This is a genomic window from Pseudomonas migulae (assembly GCF_024169315.1).
Lineage (GTDB): Bacteria > Pseudomonadota > Gammaproteobacteria > Pseudomonadales > Pseudomonadaceae > Aquipseudomonas > Aquipseudomonas migulae_B.
In genome coordinates this window covers 5556315-5578271 of sequence record NZ_JALJWR010000001.1, presented here as the reverse complement: position 1 = coordinate 5578271, position 21957 = coordinate 5556315, and the positions used below count along the sequence as shown (strand labels likewise).

Sequence of the window (21957 nt, the reverse complement as noted above, 5' to 3'; positions counted from 1 at the left end):
TACTACATATTGATGCTTATGGAAAAGGAGGAGGCCCCGATATGTCGCATGTATCTCCGCCGTAACTCATATTGACCCGATAGACTTTACTTTTGGTAGAGACACGTTCACCCGCGATAACAACTTCGAAGGAACATACCCCCCAAGCATTTCGCGTTGCCAACAGATATTGGTAGGGAATAAAAACAAAAGCCCCGGGCCCTACGTCTGTCGGATCGAATTTAAATTCATGTTCATATATTGAATCATCAATAATATCGGGATCAGTTGCTGATTGTGCGGAGTAGCCGACATATTTACATTTAACCATGAGATTTGCCAATTGCGAATCTCCGGGAATATTAATGACAGCCCCTACATCGCCGCCGACCTTTCTCAACGAATCGCAAATAATGCCAAAATTGGAATCTTCATGAACGAATGTGGCCGCCTGCAAAACGACCGGGGTTAAATTAACATTCGCCAACTGCAGCATTGACACTGACTGGTTATTATTTTTTGTATGCTCCACAACGTATTGAAGCTGCGTATCCAGATTAGTACCAATAGAATTAACAAACGCCCAACTCATTGGGAGAGGTATTGGGTTTGGTGGATTTCCAGTTGCGGGATAGGGGTAAACTCCGCCAGGTGCCGGAATTGGATGACCACCAAAATAACCGTAGAGTGTGTCTCCTGGATTAAATTCAGTGTGAAGCGGAACATTGAGTACAACGTCGCCACCATTCTGTTTATCAGCCACCGTAAGCATGTTGGGCGGAGAGACCGGCCCTTTAAGCGTGGGTGCAAGCGCAGTAACATCCGGCGGGGAGTAATTTGGAGGCACTATGGGAGCCAATGGCATCCTTACGTCAACTTCAACTTTCCTGGCAACAGGTACCGGCGGAAAAAAAAAGCCCAAGCGTTCAATCTGATATTCCAGTTCTACCTCTCTGTCGTCACCCAGCGCAAGGAGTGCCGCGGAATTGAGTAGATTCTGGAACGGGAAAGCGTTGATAGGTAGTGAGGGTTGCCTCACGCCATCGATGGATATTGCAAGTTTGTCCAGTGTACGACTGTGGTTTGTGTAAGGTTTTTCAAGACCCGCTGTGATCCCGTCAATAAATTCTTGGATTTCTAATTTATCACCCGGATCTATTATCTGAGGAAGATGCAGCTGATCAAAATTAGCTGGACGATTTTGCTTAAACACATGAACTTTTTTAACGGGCGATCGTGTGGCCTTCACTCCGGGATAAGTGTTACCCTCAACAATAACAACGCACTCTCCCTCAAGAGGGGCGGCATGATCCTTTGTCAACGTGAAAACGATCGGATCATTTTTATTGGCTTCAGTAATTGTCCACGTCCCAATCACCTGAGTAATATCAGCGGTACGCCCAAACCTGCATTCAAGAAAGTCCCCCAGCCTTGGATTTAAGTATTCAAAACCGAAGAGAATAGTCTTATTATTATCAAAATCTTCCGGAGCAATACCTGTTTGATCCACCGTTGGATCTACAGTGATCGACTGGTTAAAAATTTGAGGATCGGGTTGCACAATGTACTTGAATAGCTCGAAACGACCAGTGTTACCGCCAAAGTTGATGCGATTGCCAATTTCCTTTACTCCGGCTGTATCTTTAGCTGGCAACGTGAGATTCAGCACCATAGGAATTGCCGGGTCGGCGGGCGATTGGCCTCTATATTGATCCGCCGCTGTGTTAGGAGATCCACTAAGAATTAAGTCAATAAGATAAACTGTTGGAACCGGATTAGTCATATCCGGAAATGGCTCAGCCAGCCATTTTGTCACTTTGCCAAACGAGCTAGCCGGTTGATAGTGCTCCCCGCCCGCTACCAAAGGGGGCAAAAATAAATTATCGGGATGAGGTGTGGGCGCCTTGTGATCAGCGACATTTATGCTGGCTCGATACGCCAGGTATTTCGCTCTTTTCTTATTGCCGCTTACAGAAAAGTTTTGCTTACTAGACATTTTAATGTCTCCTTAGATGTTGAGCTCTATTGCCCTGACGTTCGGTTGTCGCAATGCCAGGCGAGGAGCGCCAACACTGCTCACCCGCTTTACATTGATGATTACTTCACTCATCTCGATGTCTCGATTTAAAGGCAGCCACGCAAGACTGGCTACTGTCATAAATCACAGGTTTTGCTACCACTGGTCGGACACTTCCCTAACCTGCGCCCAACAAAAAACCCGCCATCCCTTACACAGGGATGGCGGGTTTTGTTGTTTAAGGTTTCAGGTCACACGGTATCCACCTTCAACGAATGGTCATTCAACATGCCGTTGATGATGGTCGCCGTATCCGCCCCCCCGGCAATCACCCCGCCCGCCCCCGGCGACACGCCGTAATGGCTGGCCAGGTCCACACCTGCGAGGTCGATGGTCTGGTTCGGCGCAGCGCCGGCCATGCCGCTGACGTCGATGCTGGTGACCAGTGAATCGCCGCTGCCGGTGACTTTGAAGTGCAGGTAGTCATCCAGTGACGCGGCAGTGCCGCTCTCGCCTTGCAGCAATTGGGACAGGTCGAGTTTGTCGGTGCCCGGGGTGAAGTCGGTGACCACGTCATGGCCGCTGTTGTCTTTGAGCCACTGGAAGGTGTCCGCGCCGGCGCCACCGGTGAGGGTGTTGTTGCCAAGGCCGCCGATGAGCAAGTCATCGCCGTCGCCCCCATTGAGCACATCGTTGCCGAGGCCGCCGGTGATGATGTTGTTGTGGTTGTCACCGGTGAGCGTGTCGTCGAAGTCAGAGCCGACGAGGTTTTCAATCGCAGTCAGGGTGTCGGTGCCGGCGCCCAGGGTGTTTTGCGCGCCGAGCAGGCTCAGGTCAACTTTAACCCCGGCGGAGGCATGCGTGTAACTCGCGGTGTCGTTGCCAGTGCCACCGTCGAGCAGGTCGTTGCCCGCGCCGCTGTAGAGCAGGTCGTTGCCGGCGTCGCCGTGCAGTTCGTTGTTGCCGGTACCGGCAGTTAGCACATCATTGCCGTCGCCGGCGTTGATCACGTTGTCGCCGGTGCCTGCCACCAGCACGTCATCGCCCGTCGTGCCGGTTAGGGCGTGGCCGTCCTGATAGGTGATGGTCACGCCGGCACTGTCGCTGCCGCCGTGGTGGTCATTGACGGTGTAGGTGCCGTGGTAGTCCGGGGTGGTGTTGTGGGCGCCGGAGTAGTCGACGGTCAGGGTCAGTTGGTAGTTTTCCGCGCCCTTTCCGCTGTGGCCCGGCCCGTTGTTGTCGATGTTGGTGATGTGGATCTGGTAGGTGCCGTCCGACGTGGCGGTGATGGTCTGGCCATCGCCGATGGCAATGAACGCACCGCCGTTGACCGAGTACTCCATGGCGACGTGACCGGCCGCCAGGTTGTGGTCGAGGTTGAGGGTCTCACCCTGTTTGAGGGTGACGGTGATGCGGTCCTCGTCGTTGGTGCTGTTGTGTTTGACTTCGCCCAACGCTCCGCTGACCACCAGCACTGCAGTCATGGCGGCGGTGTTGGCGACGAAGGCGCTGCGGGCGATGGTCAAGGATTGCGCGTTGCCGCGCGAGCAACTGTAGTTCTGGTTGCTGCCGGTGAAGTCCGCACCCTTGGCGATCCAGCCCGTATTGAAGGTGGTCGGCGATGCGGTGAGTGGATCGCCGTTGGCATCGGTGGCGTTGGCCAGCAACGCTTCGCCCGGCACTGCGACGCTGCCCGACAGGACGTTGGTGATGACGGTGACGTCATTGGCGTTGACCGCTTGGATGCAGCTGTTGTTGACGTCGATGGTGATGGTCGTCGTGCTTTCATCACCGTCGTTGTCACGCAGGGTGTAGGTGAACGTGTCGGTCGCGCCGGGGCCGTTCACGGTGTTCGGGTTGCTGTGGTATTCGGCGTTGCCTTGGGCATCCAGGGTCAGGTAACCGTAGGTGCCGTTGACCTGGGTGTTGAGCCCGCCATTCACCGGCGTCGAGGTATCCGAGCCGGCGCGCACGCCGACCACACCACCGCCGAGCAACGGGCCATCAGCGCCGGCGACGTCGTTCCACAGCACGTTGCCGCTGACCACGCCGCCCTCGGTCACCGAGGTCGCGTCAGGGTTAGCGTCGGGCGTGTCATCGACGATGTTGACGTCGAGTTGCCCGGTCGCGGTGCTGCCGTTCGTACCGGTGGCGACGACATCGAAGTGCTCGGCGATGCTGTTGGCACCGCCGGCATTCGGGTGGTCGGCGTCGTAGTTCAGGGTGTAGCTGTAGCTCACCACACCGGTAGCCGGGTCGTAACCGGTGATGGTCAGCGTGCTGCCATGCCAGGTGTCGGTGGTTTGCGGGAAACCTGCAGCCACACCTGCGGTGACCACGGCGATGCCGCCGACGGTCAGGGTTTGCAAGCCATCCGGCGCGTTGACGGTGAAGCTGCCGGTCTGGGTCAGGGCCGGGTTATCGGGGTCGGTGCCGTAGGTGAGGTTTTTTTCGTAGACGGTCAGTTCGCCGCCGCACGCGTCGAGGCCATCGAGGGTGACCGGGGTGATGCAACCGTTATTGACGTCGATGGTGATGGTCGTGGTGCTTTCATCACCGTCGTTGTCACGCAGGGTGTAGGTGAAGACGTCGGTCGCGCCGGGGCCGCTCACCCCGTTCGGGTAGCTGTGGTATTCGGCGTTGCCCTGGGCGTCCAGGGTCAGGTAACCGTAGGTGCCGTTGATCTGGCTGTTGAGCCCGCCGTTCACCGGGGTTGACGTATCCGAACCGGCGCGCACGCCGACCACGCCACCGCCGAGCAAAGGACCATCGGCACCGGCGACGTCGTTCCACAGCACGTTGCCGCTGACCACGCCGCCCTCGGTCACCGACGTTGCGTCAGGGTTAGCGTCGGGCGTGTCATCGACGATGTTGACGTCGAGTTGCCCGGTCGCGGTGCTGCCGTCCGTGTCGGTGGCGACGACCTCGAAGTGCTCGGAGATGCTGTTGGCACCGCCGGCATTCGGGTGGTCGGCGTCGTAGTTCAGGGTGTAGCTGTACGTCACCACACCAGTGGCCGGGTCGTAACCGGTGATGGTCAGCGTGCTGCCGTGCCAGGTGTCGGCTGATGCCGGGAAGCCCGCGGCGACGCCAGCGGTAACCACGGCGATACCGCCCACGGTCAGGGTTTGCAGGCCATCCGGGGCGCTGACGGTGAAGGTGCCGGTCTGGGTCAGCGCCGGGTTATCGGGGTCGGTGCCGTAGGTGAGGTTTTTTTCGTAAACCGTCAGTTCGCCACCGGGGACATCGAGGCCGTTGAGGGTGACCGGGTTGTTGATACAACTGTTGTTGACGTCGATGGTGATGGTCGTAGTGCTTTCATCACCGTCGTTGTCACGCAGGGTGTAGGTGAACACATCGGTCGCGCCCGGGCCGTTCACGCTGTTCGGGTAGCTGTGGTATTCGGCGTTGCCTTGGGCGTCCAGGGTCAGGTAACCGTAGGTGCCATTGATCTGGGTGTTGAGCCCGCCGTTCACCGGAGTCGAGGTATCCGAGCCGGCGCGCACACCGACCACGCCACCGCCGAGCAAGGGGCCATCGGCGCCAGCGACGTCGTTCCACAAGACGTTGCCGCTGACGACACCTCCCTCTGTCACTGAAGTGGCGTCAGGGTTGGCGTCGGGCGTGTCATCGACGATGTTGACGTCGAGTTGCCCGGTCGCGGTGCTGCCGTCCGTGTCGGTGGCGACGACCTCGAAGTGCTCGGAGATGCTGTTGGCGCCGCCGGCATTCGGGTGGTCGGCGTCGTAATTCAGGGTGTAGCTGTACGTCACCACGCCAGTGGCCGGATCGTAACCGGTGATAGTGAGCGTGCTGCCATGCCAGGTGTCGGCGGATTGCGGGAAGCCGGCGGCGACGCCTGCGGTGACCACGGCAATACCGCCAACGGTCAGGGTTTGCAGGCCATCCGGGGCGTTGACGGTGAAGGTGCCGGTCTGGGTCAACGACGGGTTATCGGGGTCGGTGCCATAGGTGAGGTTTTTTTCGTAAACCGTCAGTTCGCCACCGGGGACATCGAGGCCGTTGAGGGTGACCGGGTTGTTGATACAACTGTTGTTGACGTCGATGGTGATGGTCGTGGTGCTTTCATCACCGTCGTTGTCACGCAGGGTGTAGGTGAAGACGTCGGTCGCGCCCGGGCCGTTCACGCTGTTCGGGTAGCTGTGGTATTCGGCGTTGCCTTGGGCGTCCAGGGTCAGGTAACCGTAGGTGCCATTGATCTGGGTGTTGAGCCCGCCATTCACCGGCGTCGAGGTGTCCGAGCCGGCGCGCACGCCGACCACACCACCGCCGAGCAAGGGGCCATCGGCGCCAGCGACGTCGTTCCACAAGACGTTGCCGCTGACGACACCTCCCTCTGTCACCGAGGTGGCGTCAGGGTTAGCGTCGGGCGTGTCATCGACGATGTTGACGTCGAGTTGCCCGGTCGCGGTGCTGCCGTCCGTGTCGGTGGCGACGACCTCGAAGTGCTCGGAGATGCTGTTGGCACCGCCGGCATTCGGGTGATCGGCGTCGTAATTCAGGGTGTAGCTGTACGTCACCACGCCAGTGGCCGGGTCGTAACCGGTGATAGTGAGCGTGCTGCCATGCCAGGTGTCGGCTGATGCCGGGAAGCCGGCGGCGACGCCTGCGGTGACCACGGCAATACCGCCCACGGTCAGGGTTTGCAGGCCATCCGGCGCGCTGACGGTGAAGGTGCCGGTCTGGGTGAGGGCCGGGTTATCGGGGTCGGTGCCATAGGTGAGGTTTTTTTCGTAGACCGTCAGTTCGCCACCCGCCACGTCGAGGCCATTGAGGGTGACAGGATGGTCCGGAGTTTCCGGATCATTCGGAACATCCGGGGTATCAGCACCAATCGGCGCCGCAGCCCCGTTATCGCCGTTATCCGGATCACCGGCCAGACGCTCCAGGGGAAATTCCGGAACACCGTTGAAGCCGGCAGTTGGGAAACCGACGGTTGGATCGACACGCCCGGCCACTTCTTCCAGCAGCACAAAACTGTGACCACCGCCCGCTGCACCACCAGGTGCGCCCGGTGTACCCGGACCCGCCGCCGTGGCTTCCGCCGTTTGAGTCGGGTCATCACCCGCGGCGATGGCTTTTTGCACGCGTTCGACATCGGACAGTTGAGCCTGAGTCGGCGTCGCCGCTTCAGTCGTTTCCACATGGGGCACCTGATGCCCGAGCAGCTGCGAATTCATTTGCAGGCTGCTGCCACGCCCGAGGGTCAGTTCCTGGCCATTTTGCAGATGCACCGCCACCGCGCCTTCGGCACCGGTGACCAGTTGATCGCCGGCGAACAGCCTGTCCCCCTCGATCAAGGCGCGTCGGGTGCCGTCGCTCGCTTGCGCGAACACCTGACCAATGACCTTACTGACGATACCGATGAGCGTTGCCATGTGCATTTCCTCCGCTGCCAACCGCTGTCGGCATCCTGTTGATTGCGAAGAACGTGCTCATGGCGTGAGCGGGTGAGCGGCGGATCGTCTACCGGGCAGCGGCTTGCCTGATCAAGCCGTTGCCCTGGCGACTGTCTCGCCAAGCGTGTCGCTCGTGGTCGAAGTGTTCGATTCGGCCTAAAACCCAATGCAATCAATCACATCGGGACTCCGTTGCGAAACACCCTTACCTGCGAGCAATGCGTAACGGTTCTGAAGCAGCAAGTGACAAAAAACCGTCACCCAAAAAACCGTTCGCGTCCCTCCCCTCCAGCACTTCTTCGCCCTGCATCGATAAGTGGATTGAACTTTTCTCGCCCCTTAAGAAGCTCCCTAAGGCTCATAAATCAAGGGCTTTCGGATTGAACAATGTGCTGGATTTTTCAGAGCGCATAAGTTTTTTTTTACATAACACTTATGAGAAAAACTTCTAAGGTTCTTTTGAGAATGTTCTTAGCTCTGATGTTACAAGTATGAAACGGTTTCACCCATAAATGCCGTCAAATATTTGGCGACTTATAAGCACCATTGGGATTTCAGGGAGAGGTATCCATGCGCCGATTGACCCCCGTTTGCAGTGCGATTCTATTGGCCATGGCCTGCACTTCTCAGGCTCAAGCCATGTCGCTGACCGAGGCGATCCAGAGCACCATCGCCACCCACCCGGAACTCGCTTCGCGAGTAGACAGCCGCCTGTCGGCGGATGAAGACGTGAAAGTTGCCAAGGGCGGTTTTTATCCCTCTGTTGATCTGAATGCCGCGTACGGGCGCGGGTACAGCGACAACACCAACACCCGCGCCTTCGGCAATCACCACACCGAAGTCCTGAACTACACCCAGTCGGAACTGCGCTTGCGGCAGATGCTCTTCGATGGGTTCAACACGTCCAACGAAGTCGAGCGCACCAAAGGCGTGGTCAACTCTCGGGCCTATTACGCCCAGGGCACCGCGCAGGACCTGGCCCTGCGCACCATCGAGGTCTATCTCGAAGTGCTCAAGCGCCGCGAACTGGTGACCCTGGCCAAGAACAACCTGCAGGCGCACTTGCGGGTCAACGACCAGATCGGTCTGCGTACTCAGCGCGGCATCGGCAGCAATGCTGACGCCGATCAATCCGTGGCGCGTCGGGCGTTGGCGGAGAACAACCTCGACACCGCCGAAGTCGATCTGGCCGATGCCGAAGCGAATTTCTACGCCGTCACCGGGCGCATGCCCGATGAACTGGAAACCCTGCCATCGATCAAGGGCGAATTGCCCGCCAACATTCAAGACGCACAGCAGAGCATGGTCGAGAACAACCCGTACCTGAAATCTGCCCAGGCCGATGTGCAATCGGCCGAGAGCCAGTACGAAGTCGCCAAGTCGCCGTTCTACCCGCGTTTCGACGCCGAGGCGGCGGTGGGTGCGAACAACAACGTGGCCGGGGAAGAAGGCCACGACAACGAATGGCGCGTCGGCATCGTGATGAACTACAACCTGTTCCGCGGTGGCAGCGACAAGGCGCGGCTGGCGTCCGATGCGCACAAGATCAACCAGGCGATGGACATCCGCAACAACGCCCTGCGCCAGCTCAACGAGAACATCCACCTGGCGTGGAACGCCATGCTCAACGCGCGGAAACAGACGCCAACCGCCCGCGAATATGCGGAAACCACCACCCGCGTGCGGGCGGCCTACCAGGACCAGTTCGGCCTCGGCCAACGCACCCTGCTCGACGTGCTCGACAGCGAAAACGAACTCTACAACGCCAACCGCCGCTACACCGAAGTGCGCTACACCGAGGAGTACTCGATGTACCGCGTGCTGGCGAACATGGGCCAGTTGCTGAGCAAACAACGAGTGGTGCTGCCTGCCGATGCGATTGCCCGGACCGAAGTGAAGAACGAAGCCCGTCTGCCTGAATTGAGGTAGTGCAATGGAGCGATCAATGTGACCAGCATGGAACCCGGCAATACCGGTGTCGATCCGCGGCTGAGCTTCGATGACCCGCTTCTGGACGGTCTGCTGATCCTCTGCAAACTTCATGGCGCGACGGTCAGTCGCGCCAGCCTGAGTGCCGGGCTGCCAATGGCACACCAACGCCTGAGCCTGGACCTGCTGCCACGCGCAGCGGCCCGGGCCAGTTTGCAGGCGCGGCTTTTACGCCGGGACCTGGACGACATTTCCGCGCTCAACCTGCCCGTGCTGCTGATCCTCAACAGCGGCCGCACCGCCGTCCTGCGCCGCTTCGGCGAAGACGGCCGCTTGCTGATTCTGCCGAGCGAAGCCGACGGCGGCGAGCAATGGGTCAGCCGCGAAGAACTGGCCGAAAACTACAGCGGCCAGGCCTTGTTCGCCCGGCCACGGCATGAGCTCGAAGACTTGCGCTCGCCGCTGGTGCCACGGGTGGAGGCATGGTTTCGCGACACCTTGAAGCTGTCGAAATGGCTGTACAGCGATGCGATCCTGGCGAGTTTCCTGATCAACCTGCTGGGGCTGATGGTGCCGCTGTTCGTGATGCAGACCTACGACCGGGTGGTGCCGAACCAGGCCACTTCGACCTTGTGGGTGCTGTCCATCGGTTTGCTGATCGGCACTGGTTTCGAGCTGGCGCTGCGAGTGGTTCGCGCGCATTTGCTGGACACCGCCGGCAAGAAAACCGACGTGATCCTGTCCGCAACGCTGTTCGAACGCATCACCGGCATGTCGATGAAAGCGCGCCCGGCGACCATCGGCGGTTTTGCCCAGAGCATTCATGACTTCCAGGGCCTGCGCGAATTCCTCACCGCCGTGACTTTGACCAGCCTGATCGACCTGCCGTTCGCCGTGCTGATGCTGGTGGTGATCGGCCTGCTGGGTGGCTGGCTGGTGGTGATTCCGTTGCTGGCGTTCCCGCTCACCATCCTGTTTGCGATGGTGATTCAGGTGCGCCTGCGCGACACCGTGCAAAAAAGCCTGGCCCTCGGTGCCGAACGCCAGGCCCTGCTGATCGAAACCCTCGGCGGCCTGGAAACCCTCAAGGCCTGCAGCGCCGAAAGCGAGCGCCAGCACAAATGGGAAAGCACCCACGGCGCCCTCACCCGCCTCGACAGTCATGCGCGCAATCTCTCGGCACTGGCCACCAACGGCACGCTGTTCATCCAGCAGTTCTCCGGCATGGCGACCATCGTCGCCGGGGTCTACAGCATCATCGCCGGCAACCTCAGCGTCGGCGCGCTGGTAGCGACCTACATGCTCGGCAGTCGCGTACTCGCGCCGCTGGGGCAGATCGCCGGGTTGATCACCCGCTATCAACAAGCGCAACTGACGATGAAAAGCACCGATGCGCTGATGGCGCTGCCGCAAGAGCGCGACGCCAGACAGCGGCCGCTGGAACGCACGCAACTGCAAGGCGCCCTCGACGTCAGCGGCGTGACCTTTCACTACAACGGCCAGAACGCGCCGGCGCTGGCCAACATCAGTTTCAGCCTGAAACCCGGTGAACGGGTCGGCATCATCGGGCGCAGCGGCTCGGGCAAAAGCACCCTGGGGCGACTGATCATGGGCTTCTACGAACCGGAGGAAGGCCAGTTGCTGCTCGATGGCCTGGACCTGCGGCAACTGGACGTCGCCGACCTGCGCCAACAGATCGGTTACGTCGCCCACGACTTGCCGCTGCTGGCCGGCAGCCTGCGCGACAATCTGACCCTAGGTGCGCGTTACATCAGCGATGCGCGGATGCTGGAAGTGGCCGAACTGACCGGCGTGACCGAGCTGGCTCGTCAACACCCGCAAGGGTTTGACCGGCCTGTCGGCGAACGCGGGCAATTGCTGTCCGGCGGTCAACGCCAGGCGGTGTTGCTGGCACGGGCGTTGTTGCTCGACCCGCCGATCATGCTGCTCGACGAACCCACCAGCGCCATGGACAACAGCAGTGAAGATGTCCTGCGGCAAAAACTTCACGGCTGGGTCCAGGGCAAAACCCTGCTGCTGGTAACCCACCGCACCTCGATGCTCAGCCTGGTGGATCGGCTGGTGGTGCTGGACACCGGGCGGATCGTTGCCGACGGTCCGAAAGAAGCGGTCATCGATGCACTGCGCAAGGGCCGTGTCGGCTCTGCGGCTGTCTAGGAGTCCGCTTATGGCATCTTCACAAGGTTCGCGCGGCTACTTCGACAGCTTCAGCAAAAGCGCCGAAAGCGAGTTCATGCCGGAAACCGCCGGCGCTTCGTTGCAGGATTCACCGCGCTGGTCGCGGATCACCGTGTGGCTCGCCGCCGCGCTGATCATCAGCGCCGTGGTCTGGGCCAAATTCGCCGTGTTGCAGGAAGTCACGATGGGCGAAGGCAAGGCGATTCCGTCGAGCAAAGTTCAGGTGATTCAGAACCTGGAAGGCGGCATCGTCACCGAGATTTTCGTGCGCGAAGGGCAAATGGTGAACAAGGGCGACACGCTGCTGCGCCTGGATGACACGCGGTTCCTGTCGAACAAGGGTGAAAGCGAGGCCGATCGTTATGCCTTGACTGCGCAGGTCGAACGCCTGTCCGCCGAGGCCGAGGGGCGGCCGTTCAAGCTGTCGCCGGAGGTGATCGCCAAAGCGCCGCAAGTCGCCGAGGATGAACGTTCGCTGTACGAACAACGGCAACGTCGCCTGGCCAGCGAACAGCGCACCCTGACCGAACAACTGCGGCAGAAAACCCAGGAACTGGCGGAGTTCCGCTCGAAACAGGGTCAATTCAGTTCCAGCCTGGCGCTGCTGCAACAGGAAATGAACATGTCCGCGCCGCTGGTGGGCACCGGGGCGGTTTCGCCGGTGGAAATCCTGCGGCTCAAACGCAGCGCGGTGGAGATTCGCGGATCGCTGAACGCCACGACGCTGGCGATTCCCCGTGCCGAATCGGCGATCAACGAGATCAAAAGCAAGATCGACGAATCGGAACAGTCCTTCCGCTCGGACGCGGCGAAAGAGCTCAATGAGAAACGCACCGACCTGTCGAAAATCACCGCGTCGAGCATCGCGATCGATGACCGCGTCAGCCGCACCACGGTGGTGTCGCCGGTGCATGGGATTATCAAAGTGCTGAAGGTCAACACCATCGGCGGCGTGGTTCAGCCGGGCAGCGACATGGTGGAAATCGTGCCCATCGAGGAAAACCTGCTGATCGAGGCCAAGGTGCGCCCGCAGGACGTGGCGTTCCTGCATCCGGGGCAGAAAGCGATGGTCAAGTTCAGTGCGTACGACTACACGATTTATGGCGGGCTGAGTGCGAAGCTGGAGTTGATTGGTGCGGACACGATTACGGATGACAAGGGCAACAGTTTTTATCTGATTCAGGTGCGGACCGATAAAAATCACTTGGGTGGGGATGTGAAACCGCTGCTGATTATTCCGGGGATGGTTGCCACTGTGGACATCATCACGGGGGAGAAAAGTGTGCTGGATTATCTGCTGAAACCGGTGCTTAAAGCGCGGACCGAGGCGATGCGGGAGCGATAGTCTGGGGCGGGATCTTTGGTGATTGTTCCGCCGTCTTCGCGGGCAAGCCCGCTCCCACAGTGACCGCGGCGAACACAAAATCGGTGAACGCCTCTGAACCTGTGGGAGCGGGCTTGCCCGCGAAGAGGCCTTGAAACCAACAATCATTTCGGGCCGTGATTCTTCTGGTAGGTCGCCTCCCCCATCGCCGCAATCTGCCCCTCGATCAACGCCTCGAACGGCCTCAACAATGGCTCGAAACTCGCGGGTGCTTCCAGCACCTGCAACGCCTGCACAATCGCCTCCACCGTCGACAACGCCCCCGGTCCCGGCGCCTTGCGCAAGCGATACCGCGACACGCCGCCATCCACCAGGGTCACTCGGGGCAACGCCGCCAACAGCGGATTGAGGTGCAGCATTTTACGCGCCTTGCGCCAGGTGCCGTCCGGGACGACCAGCAGCAGCGGCTGATCATTCGCCGCGTACGCCTGCAACGGCTGAGCATCCTCGCCAGGAAACAACAGCCGCGCCTGGTAGCCCGGTTGATTCAACAGTGCCGGCAAATCATCGAACACCTCCCCCACCACCAGTTCGGCATTGTTCAACCCCAACGCCGCCAACCGCGCGGTGTTCAGCGCATGGTTCACTTCGCTCGGATGCTGCAGCAGCAACACCCGAGTGCGACTGTCGAGGTTCGGGATCAGCGGGCACAGGCAATGGGTTTGCGGGCGCAGGCAGCGGGCACACTGGATTCTGGACATGGTTTCAAACCTGATTGAGCTGTGCTTTGAGCAAATCGCGGAAAGTCTGGATCAACGGTTCGCGGCTGCGCCCCCGGCGCATGATCATCGAGAACGGCGCCTGGTAGCCGAAGGTCGCCGGCAGCAACACGCGCAAATCCCCCTTGTCTGCCCAGGCCTGGGCGTAGTGCTCCGGCAGGTAACCGATGTAGGCACCGGACAGCACCAGGATCAACTGCGCCTCCATACTTTCCACGGTCGCGGCGCTGTGTTTGAAGCCGTGGCGCGCCAGTTCGGCCTGGCTCCAGTAACCGCGACCGACCATGCGTTGCTGGGTGATGACTTGCTCGGGGATGCGCCGCTCGGTGAACAGCGGATGGCGGCTGCTGCAATACAACCAGTGTTGTTCACGGTACAGCGGCATGTAGACCAGCCCGCTCATGCGCGTGGAAAACGCACCGATGGCCAGGTCGAGGCGGTTGTCCTGCACGCCGAGTTGCAGTTCGTACGGACTCATCACCGAGAGGTGCAAATGCACGGCCGGGTGTTCCTGACTGTAGGCGCCGATGGCTTCGGCGAAGGGCAAGGCCTTGTCGCTGACGGTGGAATCGATGACGCCGAGGTTCAACGTGCCACGCAACTCACCCTTCAGCGCCGCCGCGTACTGCTCGAAACCTTCGAGCTCGCCGAGCAGGCGCAGGGTTTCCTGATGGAACAATTCGCCTTTGCTAGTCAGGCTGAAACCGCCGCGACCGCGATGGCAGAGCACCAGGCCAAGGGCCGCCTCGAGCTGGCTCATGTAGGTGCTGATCGCCGAGGTCGAGAGGTTGAGCTCTTGCTGGGCGTTGGCGAACCCCTGATGGCGAACCACGCTGACGAAGATGCGCAACAGTTTCAGGTCGGGTAAAGCGTTGGCCATGGGCACTCCGGTAACAACACTGAACCTGTGGGAGCGGGCTTGCCCGCGAAGAGAGAGTGCCTATCGACAATGATCGCGACTGACACACCGCTATCGCGGGCAAGCCCTCCCACAGGGATTGTGGTGATCAGGAGTCTATCGCCACAGCCCTCATTAGTTTAGAAAAATCTGAACTAAGTATTTGCCCGTAGCGATTCTTCCCGGCCACTACATTTCGCAGAATCGGCCCCTAACGGTGCCCGATCCTCCCCGGACCTGCGCAACCGACATAAATAAAACAACGACGATGAGGCCTTACCCGTGGACAAGATTCTTCACCAACCACTGGGCGGCAACGAAATGCCGCGCTTCGGCGGCATCGCCACCATGCTCCGACTCCCCCATGTACCGACCGCTGCCGGTCTGGACGCTGCCTTCGTAGGCGTGCCGCTGGACATCGGTACTTCGCTGCGTCCCGGCACCCGTTTCGGGCCGCGTGACATCCGCGCCGAATCCGTGATGATCCGCCCGTACAACATGGCCACCGGCGCAGCGCCGTTCGACTCGCTGTCGGTTGCCGACATCGGCGATGTGGCAATCAACACCTTCAACCTGCTGGATGCCGTACGGATCATCGAAGAGTCCTACCACAAAATCCTCGAACACGATGTGATCCCCCTGACCCTCGGCGGCGACCACACCATCACCCTGCCGATCCTGCGTGCCATCCACAAGAAGCACGGCAAGGTCGGCCTGGTGCACATCGACGCCCACGCTGATGTGAACGATCACATGTTTGGCGAGAAGATCGCCCATGGCACCACCTTCCGTCGCGCCGTCGAAGAAGGCCTTCTGGACCCGGACCGTGTCGTGCAAATCGGTCTGCGTGCGCAGGGCTACACCGCTGACGACTTCAACTGGAGCCGAAACCAGGGCTTCCGTGTGGTTCAGGCCGAAGAGTGCTGGCACAAATCCTTGGCCCCGCTGATGGCCGAAGTTCGCGAGAAAGTCGGCGGCGGTCCGGTGTACCTGAGTTTCGACATCGACGGCATCGACCCGGCCTGGGCACCTGGCACCGGCACCCCGGAAATCGGTGGTCTGACGACCATTCAGGCGATCGAAATTGTTCGCGGCTGCCAAGGCCTCGACCTGGTCGGTTGCGATCTGGTAGAAGTCTCGCCCGCTTATGACACCACCGGCAACACCTCACTGCTGGCCGCCAACCTGCTGTACGAAATGCTCTGCGTACTGCCTGGCGTGGTTCACCGCTGAGGATCGGTCATGAACGAACGTGATCAGGTTTTGAAGGCCGCCGCCGATCTGGTGTCCGCCTTTGCCCGTAACGATCGCGAAGCCTACTTCGGCGCGTTCAGCGCCGACGCCAGCTTCGTCTTCTACACCCTCGAGCAGCCTCTGCTGTCGCGCGATGCCTATCAGGCGTTGTGGGACACCTGGCGCTCAGAGGATGGTTTCGAGGTGCTGTCGTGCACCTCGAGCAACGCCTTCGTCAGCCTGCAGGGTGACGTGGCGATTTTCATCCATGACGTGGCCACCGAACTGCGCATGCAAGGGGAGCAACACTTCAGCCAGGAACGCGAGACGATTGTTTTCAAGAAACAAGCGTCTGGCCAAGAACAACAAGGCCTATGGCTGGCCTGCCACGAACATTTGTCCGCAATGCCGGAAGGGCTGCCAACCCCTTAGCCAAACAGGTGACGCTCACACACGATGAGCGCGCCTTTATGATCGGAGCAGATCATGAATAACAACAACAACGACCAAAGCCTTACGCACATTGAAACCTACGGGGTCGAACAGATCCCGGACAACGAACGCACCGCAGGCCCGACGGACCTGTTCCGGATGATCTTCGGCGGTTCGAATACCTTTGCCACCGCCGTGCTCGGCAGCTTCCCGGTTCTGTTCGGCCTGTCTTTCCAGGCCGGCGTCTGCGCGATTGTGCTGGGCGTGTTGCTGGGTTCGCTGATCCTCGCGCCGATGGGCCTGTTCGGTCCGATCAACGGCACCAACAATGCCGTGTCTTCCGGCGCACACTTCGGCGTACACGGGCGGATCGTCGGTTCGTTTCTGTCGCTGTTGACCGCCATCGCCTTCTTCTCGCTCTCGGTGTGGAGTTCGGGTGATGCGTTGATCGGTGGTGCGAAACGCCTGATCGGCCTGCCGGAAACCGACCTGACCCTGGGCCTGGCCTACGGTCTGTTCGCGATTCTGGTGCTGACAGTGTGCATCTACGGTTTCCGCTTCCTGCTGTGGGTCAACAAGATCGCGGTGTGGAGCGCCAGCCTGTTGTTCCTGTTGGGCATCTTCGCGTTTGCCGGGCCTTTCGATGTGAACTACGCCGGCACCGTGAGCATGGGTCAACCGGGCTTCTGGGCAGCCTTTATCGGCGCCGCGCTGGTAGCGATGAGCAACCCGATTTCCTTCGGCGCGTTCCTCGGTGACTGGTCGCGCTACATCCCGCGTGACACCTCCAAGCGCCGGATCATGGCGGCCGTGGTGATCTCGCAGATCGCAACGTTCATCCCGTTTCTGTTCGGCCTCGCCACCGCGACCATCGTCGCGATCAAGGCGCCGGACTACATCGCGGCGAACAACTACGTCGGTGGCCTGCTGGCGGTTTCGCCGAGCTGGTTCTTCCTGCCGGTGTGCCTGATCGCGGTGATCGGCGGCATGTCCACCGGCACCACCTCGCTGTATGGCACCGGGCTGGACATGTCCAGCGTGTTCCCGCGAGTGCTGTCGCGAGTCAAGGCCACCCTGCTGATCGGTGTGATGTCGATTGCCTTCATTTTCATCGGACGCTTTGCGGCGAACCTTGTGCAGAGCGTGTCGACCTTCGCCGTGCTGATCATCACCTGCACCACCCCGTGGATGGTGATCATGATCATCGGTCTGCTGGTACGTCGCGGCTTTTACTGCCCCGATGACCTGCAAGTGTTCACCCGCGGCGAGAAAGGCGGCCGTTACTGGTTCACCCATGGCTGGAACTGGCGTGGACTGGGTGCCTGGATCCCGAGTGCATTGGTCGGTTTGTGCTTTGTGAACCTGCCGGGGCAGTTCGTGGGTGTACTCGGAAACCTGGCGGATGGCATCGACATCAGTCTGCCGGTAACCCTTGGCCTGGCCTCGCTGGTGTACCTGGCATTGCTGAGCCTGTTCCCGGAATCGGCAGCGGTGTTCGGGCCGAATGATCCACGCAGCAAGGGCACGGATTCGCTCAGTAAGCCGGCGGTGCGACAAGTCGCCTGAATAAACGCATCACCTGTGGTCAACGCATTACCTGTGGGAGCGAGGCTTGCCCGCGATGAACGATAACGCGCTCTGCCTGACAGACCGCGGCGCCCCCATCGCGGGCAAGCCACGCTCCCACAGGGATGGGTGGCGCCACAGGTATTGATTTTCGCCTCACCATAAAAAAGACAATCGGAGACACGCCATCATGGCATTGGATTTATTCGTCGTACTCATCTACGCCGCCGCGATGCTGATACTCGGCTACTACGGCATGCGCAAGGCCAAGACCAACGAAGACTTTTTGGTCGCCGGTCGTAACCTCGGCCCGAGCCTGTACATGGGCACCATGGCCGCTACCGTTCTGGGCGGCGCCTCTACCGTCGGCACCGTGCGCCTGGGCTACGTCCATGGCATTTCCGGTTTCTGGCTCTGCGCGGCCCTCGGTTGCGGGATCGTGGCGCTGAACCTGTTCCTCGCCAAACCGCTGCTGAAGCTGAAAATCTACACCGTTACCCAGGTGCTGGAAAAACGCTACAACCCGATGGCCCGCTCCGCGAGCGCGGTGATCATGCTGGCGTATGCACTGATGATCGGCGTGGTGTCGATCCTGGCCATCGGCACCGTGCTGCAAGTGCTGTTCGACCTGCCGTTCTGGCTGTCGATACTGGTCGGCGGTGGCGTGGTGGTGATTTATTCGGCGATCGGCGGCATGTGGTCCCTGACCCTGACCGACATCGTCCAGTTCGTCATCAAGACCGTGGGCCTGATGTTCATCCTGTTGCCAATCTGCCTGTACCGCGTCGGCGGTTGGGATGAGCTGGTGCTGAAACTGCCGGCAACCGCCTTCAGCTTCACCACGATTGGCTGGGACACCATCATCACCTACTTCATGATCTACTTCTTCGGGATCCTGATCGGCCAGGACATCTGGCAGCGTGTGTTCACCGTCAAGAGCGCCAAAGTGGCTCAGGTCGCCGGTACATTCGCAGGCTTCTACTGCATCCTTTACGGACTGGCCTGTGCCTTGATCGGCATGGCTGCCCATGTGCTGATCCCGGACCTGGACAACGTCAACAACGCCTTCGCCGCCATCGTCAAACTGTCCCTGCCGGACGGTATCCGTGGCCTGGTGATCGCCGCTGCCCTGGCAGCCATGATGTCCACCGCCAGCGCCGGCCTGCTCGCCGCGGCCACCACCCTGACCGAAGACCTGCTGCCGAAACTGCGCGGCGGTAAACAGTCGAGCCTGGGCGTCAACCGTCTGTTCACCCTGCTGACCGGCCTCGTGGTCCTGGGTATCGCACTGGTCGTCAACGACGTGATCAGCGCACTGACCCTGGCGTACAACCTGTTGGTAGGCGGCATGCTGATCCCGCTGATCGGTGCGATCTTCTGGAAACGCGCCACCACCGCCGGCGCTATCGCAAGCATGGGCATGGGCTTCGCCACCGCGCTGTTGTTCATGTTCAAGGACGGCATGGACGCCAACACCCCGATCTACTACAGCCTGGCCGTGGGCCTGGTGAGTTTTGTCGTGGTGAGCTTGCTGTCCCCTCGCCCAGCGCCGGTGGCGAGTGCCATCTAAGCTTTTCATAACGACTTGATGCTTTCTTCGACGGGTGTGGCGTCGGTTGCCACACCCGTTTTTTTTCGTCTGGAGAAAACCTTTGATGAAGATTGTTGCTCGCGATCAGTGGTTCGAGGTCAAACAGCTCAGCGATGGCATCCGCCTGATCCACGAGCCTTACATCCGCCCCTTCTACCGCTGCAACCTCTGGCACATTCAGGGCCGCGACAAGGACCTGCTGCTGGACAGCGGCTCCGGACTGGTGAGCTTGCGCGAGCAACTGCCGTGGATCACCGAACGGCCGCTGGTGGCCGTGGCCAGTCATTGCCATTTCGATCACATCGCCGGTCATCACGAATTTGCTGAACGCCTGGTGCATCCTGCCGAGGCCGACATCCTTGCGGCACCTGACGGCGAAAACGATTTGAGCCGGGCATTCGTCGGCGACGACATGTTCGAGGCTCACCCCGACTGCCCGCTGTGCTACGCCGAATACCGGGTCAAAGCCGCACCGGCCACGGGGATGATCGAGGAAGGTGACGTGCTGGATCTGGGCAATCGCGTGCTGCAAGTGCTGCACACGCCCGGGCATTCACCGGGTGGCATCAGCCTGTATGAAGCGGCCACCGAAACCCTGTTCAGTGGCGACATCATCTACGACGGGCCGCTGATCGAAGACGCCTACCACTCCGACCTCGATGACTACGCGCGCAGCCTGCAACGCTTGCGTGAGTTGCCGATCCGCACCGTGCATGGCGGCCATTTCGGAAGTTTTTCCGGCGAACATTTGCGCAGCATGATTGACGAGTGGCAGCGCTCGCACGCCTGAAGCCTGCTGTACTCAAGCGCAGGGAAATCACGATCAACACCCTCGAAGTGCCTTCATGAAAAGAGCCGCCGTACGTTCCGCTGTGCATCGTTTCATCAGCCGACTGCTGGAGCGTCAGGATGACTTCGACGATGACGCCAGCCTGATGGAATTAGGGTTGGAAAAAGCGGACATCGAAGACCTGATTTTCCATCTGGAAGATGAGCTGGGGTTGACGGCGTTTACGGCAGAGGAAGACCGGATGCTCAAGAGCGCCAGGACGGTGAATGATTTGAGTGGGTTTTTGATGGAGATCGGGCGGGATTGAGGCGTGTGCCAACTACGGACTATTTGGCATCCGAAAACCTGTGGCGAGGGGGCTTGCCCCCGTTGGGCTGCGAAGCAGCCCCAAAACCATTCACCCCGGTTGTGTCAGGCGGACCGCGTCTGCCGATGTTATGACTGCTGCGCAGCCGAGCGGGGCGGTGCGGCGTTCCGACAAGCCCCCTCGTCACAAAAAGCACGTTTGCCACAGACCTCGTGTCGGCCGTTACCGGCGGCGCGGCTGGCGGCGCGGCTGGCGGCGACGTTGCTCGTCGTCAGTGCGGATTGGCACAGGTTGCAGAGGCGGTTCGATCAAACCGAGTGCGACACCCAGGTCATGCAGCCAGTTTTGGATTTTCTCTTTCATGGTGCCCCCTTCAGGGTAGTGCCGAGCGGCTGAAATTCTGTAGCCCCTTCGCACTGATAATAGTCCGAAGTCCTACGTAATGCTCGGTAAAATCCGCAATGATCTGTTACTGAATTGATCCAAATACCTGACCATTAGTTCAGGCTATTGCCCGGGCCGGTGTCGTTTCCGACGGATAGACCGCTTCTTGCTGCTCGATCCACGCATTCAGATTGGCCCCGACCATGCCCTTGCGCCACATCAGCCAGGTCGTCGCCGTGGCGAACGGCTCGGCCAGCGGGTGCACCGCCACACTTTCGCGACCCGGCAGGCTGGCCAGCATCGACTCTGACATCAACGCCACGCCCGAGCCGGCAATCACGCAGGCGAGCATTCCCGGATAGGATTCAATCTCCATCGCCCGCCCCATGGCCGCGTGATCATGGGAGAACCAGGCTTCCAGACGCGTCCGGTAAGAACAGCCCTGGCGAAAGGTAAACACCGAGCGCCCCTCCACATCCAGCGCGCTGCGCACCGGCGGATGATCGGCTTCGCTGATCAGCACCAAACGTTCCTCGCGAAAGGGCACGCCATCGAGCCCGGCCAGCTCCAGCGGGCCATCCACCAGCGCCGCATCCAGACGACCGGTGAGCAAGCCTTCCAGCAACTCTCCGCTGGGCCCGGACTGCACCTGCAGGTTCACCGCCGGGTAAGTACGGTGATAGCGGGCCAACAATTGCGGAAGGTAAATGGCCGCGGTGCTGTACATCGTACCCAGCACGAAATCACCCGCCGGTTGCCCGCCCTGCACCGCCGCTTGCGCCTCATTACGCAGGTTGAACAGCTTCGCGGTGTAGTCCAGCAAGACTTTTCCCGCAGGAGACAACTGCAAACGCTGACGCTCGCGCAAGAAGAGTTCTACGCCGAGCTGCTCCTCAAGTTGTTTGAGTCGTGTCGACAGGTTCGATGGCACCCGATGCAAACGCTCGGCAGCACGGGTAATCGAGCCCTCTTCCGCCACCGCCTGGAAGATCCGCAATTGGCTGAATTCCACACCATTCTCCAAATCAGAACAAGTTACTCACTATTATTCATTTTTAAAGAAAGTCAATCAGTCTTAGCCTGACGGTCATTGACCCTCTGCCGGAACT

Annotated in this window: 15 protein-coding genes; 9 read left to right on the top strand and 6 right to left on the bottom strand. The window is 60.1% G+C overall.

Annotated elements, in window-relative coordinates; genetic code table 11:
- Window positions 1–16 precede the first annotated feature (16 nt).
- Together J2Y86_RS25560 and J2Y86_RS25555 are read right to left on the bottom strand one after the other, a co-directional pair.
- The gene (locus tag J2Y86_RS25560; RefSeq protein WP_253438046.1) at window positions 17–1975 is read right to left on the bottom strand and encodes a hypothetical protein; all 1959 of its coding nucleotides are present in this window, start codon (window positions 1973–1975) and stop codon (window positions 17–19) included.
- Between the two features lie 272 nt (window positions 1976–2247).
- Entirely contained in the window at window positions 2248–7395 is a 5148-nt protein-coding gene (locus tag J2Y86_RS25555) for a retention module-containing protein (protein WP_253438042.1), read from the bottom strand.
- A gap of 591 nt (window positions 7396–7986) precedes the next feature.
- On the opposite strand from J2Y86_RS25555, the gene J2Y86_RS25550 reads away from it, so the two are divergent.
- Genes J2Y86_RS25550 through J2Y86_RS25540 form a run of 3 tightly spaced genes read left to right on the top strand, consistent with a single transcriptional unit; the run spans window position 7987 to window position 12889 of the window.
- Window positions 7987–9345 (top strand): TolC family outer membrane protein, encoded by a 1359-nt coding sequence (locus tag J2Y86_RS25550; protein WP_253438039.1) that lies wholly within the window; start codon window positions 7987–7989, stop codon window positions 9343–9345.
- An 18-nt stretch (window positions 9346–9363) separates the two neighbouring features.
- The gene (locus J2Y86_RS25545) at window positions 9364–11523 is read left to right on the top strand and encodes a type I secretion system permease/ATPase (protein WP_253438036.1); all 2160 of its coding nucleotides are present in this window, start codon (window positions 9364–9366) and stop codon (window positions 11521–11523) included.
- 10 nt (window positions 11524–11533) lie between these two features.
- Entirely contained in the window at window positions 11534–12889 is a 1356-nt protein-coding gene (locus tag J2Y86_RS25540) for an HlyD family type I secretion periplasmic adaptor subunit (RefSeq protein ID WP_253438032.1), read from the top strand.
- A 143-nt stretch (window positions 12890–13032) separates the two neighbouring features.
- Here J2Y86_RS25540 and J2Y86_RS25535 read toward each other — a convergent pair whose 3' ends face one another.
- A complete protein-coding gene (locus J2Y86_RS25535) occupies window positions 13033–13629 on the bottom strand; it encodes a tRNA-uridine aminocarboxypropyltransferase (RefSeq protein ID WP_253438029.1) in 597 nt (198 codons plus the stop codon).
- A gap of 4 nt (window positions 13630–13633) precedes the next feature.
- Window positions 13634–14527 carry a LysR family transcriptional regulator gene (locus J2Y86_RS25530; protein WP_253438025.1) on the bottom strand — a complete coding sequence of 298 codons (894 nt, stop codon included), beginning with the start codon at window positions 14525–14527 and terminating at the stop codon, window positions 13634–13636.
- A gap of 300 nt (window positions 14528–14827) precedes the next feature.
- Between J2Y86_RS25530 and speB the strand changes: the two genes are divergently transcribed.
- The 6 genes from speB (at window position 14828) to J2Y86_RS25500 (ending at window position 20464) form a co-directional block, all read left to right on the top strand.
- Entirely contained in the window at window positions 14828–15778 is a 951-nt protein-coding gene (gene speB / locus J2Y86_RS25525) for an agmatinase (RefSeq protein ID WP_017337107.1), read from the top strand.
- Between the two features lie 9 nt (window positions 15779–15787).
- Window positions 15788–16210: a YybH family protein gene (locus J2Y86_RS25520; protein WP_090181403.1), complete on the top strand. Its 423-nt coding sequence runs from the start codon at window positions 15788–15790 to the stop codon at window positions 16208–16210.
- A 54-nt stretch (window positions 16211–16264) separates the two neighbouring features.
- Window positions 16265–17776 carry a purine-cytosine permease family protein gene (locus tag J2Y86_RS25515; protein WP_253438020.1) on the top strand — a complete coding sequence of 504 codons (1512 nt, stop codon included), beginning with the start codon at window positions 16265–16267 and terminating at the stop codon, window positions 17774–17776.
- A 190-nt stretch (window positions 17777–17966) separates the two neighbouring features.
- On the top strand, window positions 17967–19346 hold the full coding sequence (locus J2Y86_RS25510) for a sodium:solute symporter (protein WP_253438017.1): 1380 nt from the start codon (window positions 17967–17969) through the stop codon (window positions 19344–19346).
- 85 nt (window positions 19347–19431) lie between these two features.
- Entirely contained in the window at window positions 19432–20157 is a 726-nt protein-coding gene (locus J2Y86_RS25505; RefSeq protein WP_253438013.1) for an MBL fold metallo-hydrolase, read from the top strand.
- Window positions 20158–20212: 55 nt separating this feature from the next.
- Entirely contained in the window at window positions 20213–20464 is a 252-nt protein-coding gene (locus tag J2Y86_RS25500; RefSeq protein ID WP_253438010.1) for an acyl carrier protein, read from the top strand.
- Window positions 20465–20686: 222 nt separating this feature from the next.
- Here the strand turns inward: J2Y86_RS25500 and J2Y86_RS25495 are convergent, their stop codons facing one another.
- Window positions 20687–20827, bottom strand: a complete 141-nt coding sequence (locus tag J2Y86_RS25495) for a PA1414 family protein (RefSeq protein ID WP_253438007.1) — start codon at window positions 20825–20827, stop codon at window positions 20687–20689.
- A 139-nt stretch (window positions 20828–20966) separates the two neighbouring features.
- Complete coding sequence (gene ptrR, locus J2Y86_RS25490; RefSeq protein ID WP_253438003.1) at window positions 20967–21860, bottom strand: putrescine utilization regulator PtrR; 894 nt, start codon at window positions 21858–21860, stop codon at window positions 20967–20969.
- Between the last annotated feature and the right edge of the window lie 97 nt (window positions 21861–21957).

Coding starts and splice junctions, on each gene's coding strand:
- J2Y86_RS25500 (WP_253438010.1), top strand. CDS start 20,213: ATGAAAAGAGCCGCCGTACGTTCCGCTGTGCATCGTTTCATCAGCCGA.
- J2Y86_RS25530 (WP_253438025.1), bottom strand. CDS start 14,527: ATGGCCAACGCTTTACCCGACCTGAAACTGTTGCGCATCTTCGTCAGC.
- J2Y86_RS25560 (WP_253438046.1), bottom strand. CDS start 1,975: ATGTCTAGTAAGCAAAACTTTTCTGTAAGCGGCAATAAGAAAAGAGCG.
- J2Y86_RS25550 (WP_253438039.1), top strand. CDS start 7,987: ATGCGCCGATTGACCCCCGTTTGCAGTGCGATTCTATTGGCCATGGCC.
- J2Y86_RS25555 (WP_253438042.1), bottom strand. CDS start 7,395: ATGGCAACGCTCATCGGTATCGTCAGTAAGGTCATTGGTCAGGTGTTC.
- J2Y86_RS25540 (WP_253438032.1), top strand. CDS start 11,534: ATGGCATCTTCACAAGGTTCGCGCGGCTACTTCGACAGCTTCAGCAAA.
- J2Y86_RS25495 (WP_253438007.1), bottom strand. CDS start 20,827: ATGAAAGAGAAAATCCAAAACTGGCTGCATGACCTGGGTGTCGCACTC.
- J2Y86_RS25505 (WP_253438013.1), top strand. CDS start 19,432: ATGAAGATTGTTGCTCGCGATCAGTGGTTCGAGGTCAAACAGCTCAGC.
- J2Y86_RS25520 (WP_090181403.1), top strand. CDS start 15,788: ATGAACGAACGTGATCAGGTTTTGAAGGCCGCCGCCGATCTGGTGTCC.
- J2Y86_RS25515 (WP_253438020.1), top strand. CDS start 16,265: ATGAATAACAACAACAACGACCAAAGCCTTACGCACATTGAAACCTAC.
- J2Y86_RS25535 (WP_253438029.1), bottom strand. CDS start 13,629: ATGTCCAGAATCCAGTGTGCCCGCTGCCTGCGCCCGCAAACCCATTGC.
- J2Y86_RS25510 (WP_253438017.1), top strand. CDS start 17,967: ATGGCATTGGATTTATTCGTCGTACTCATCTACGCCGCCGCGATGCTG.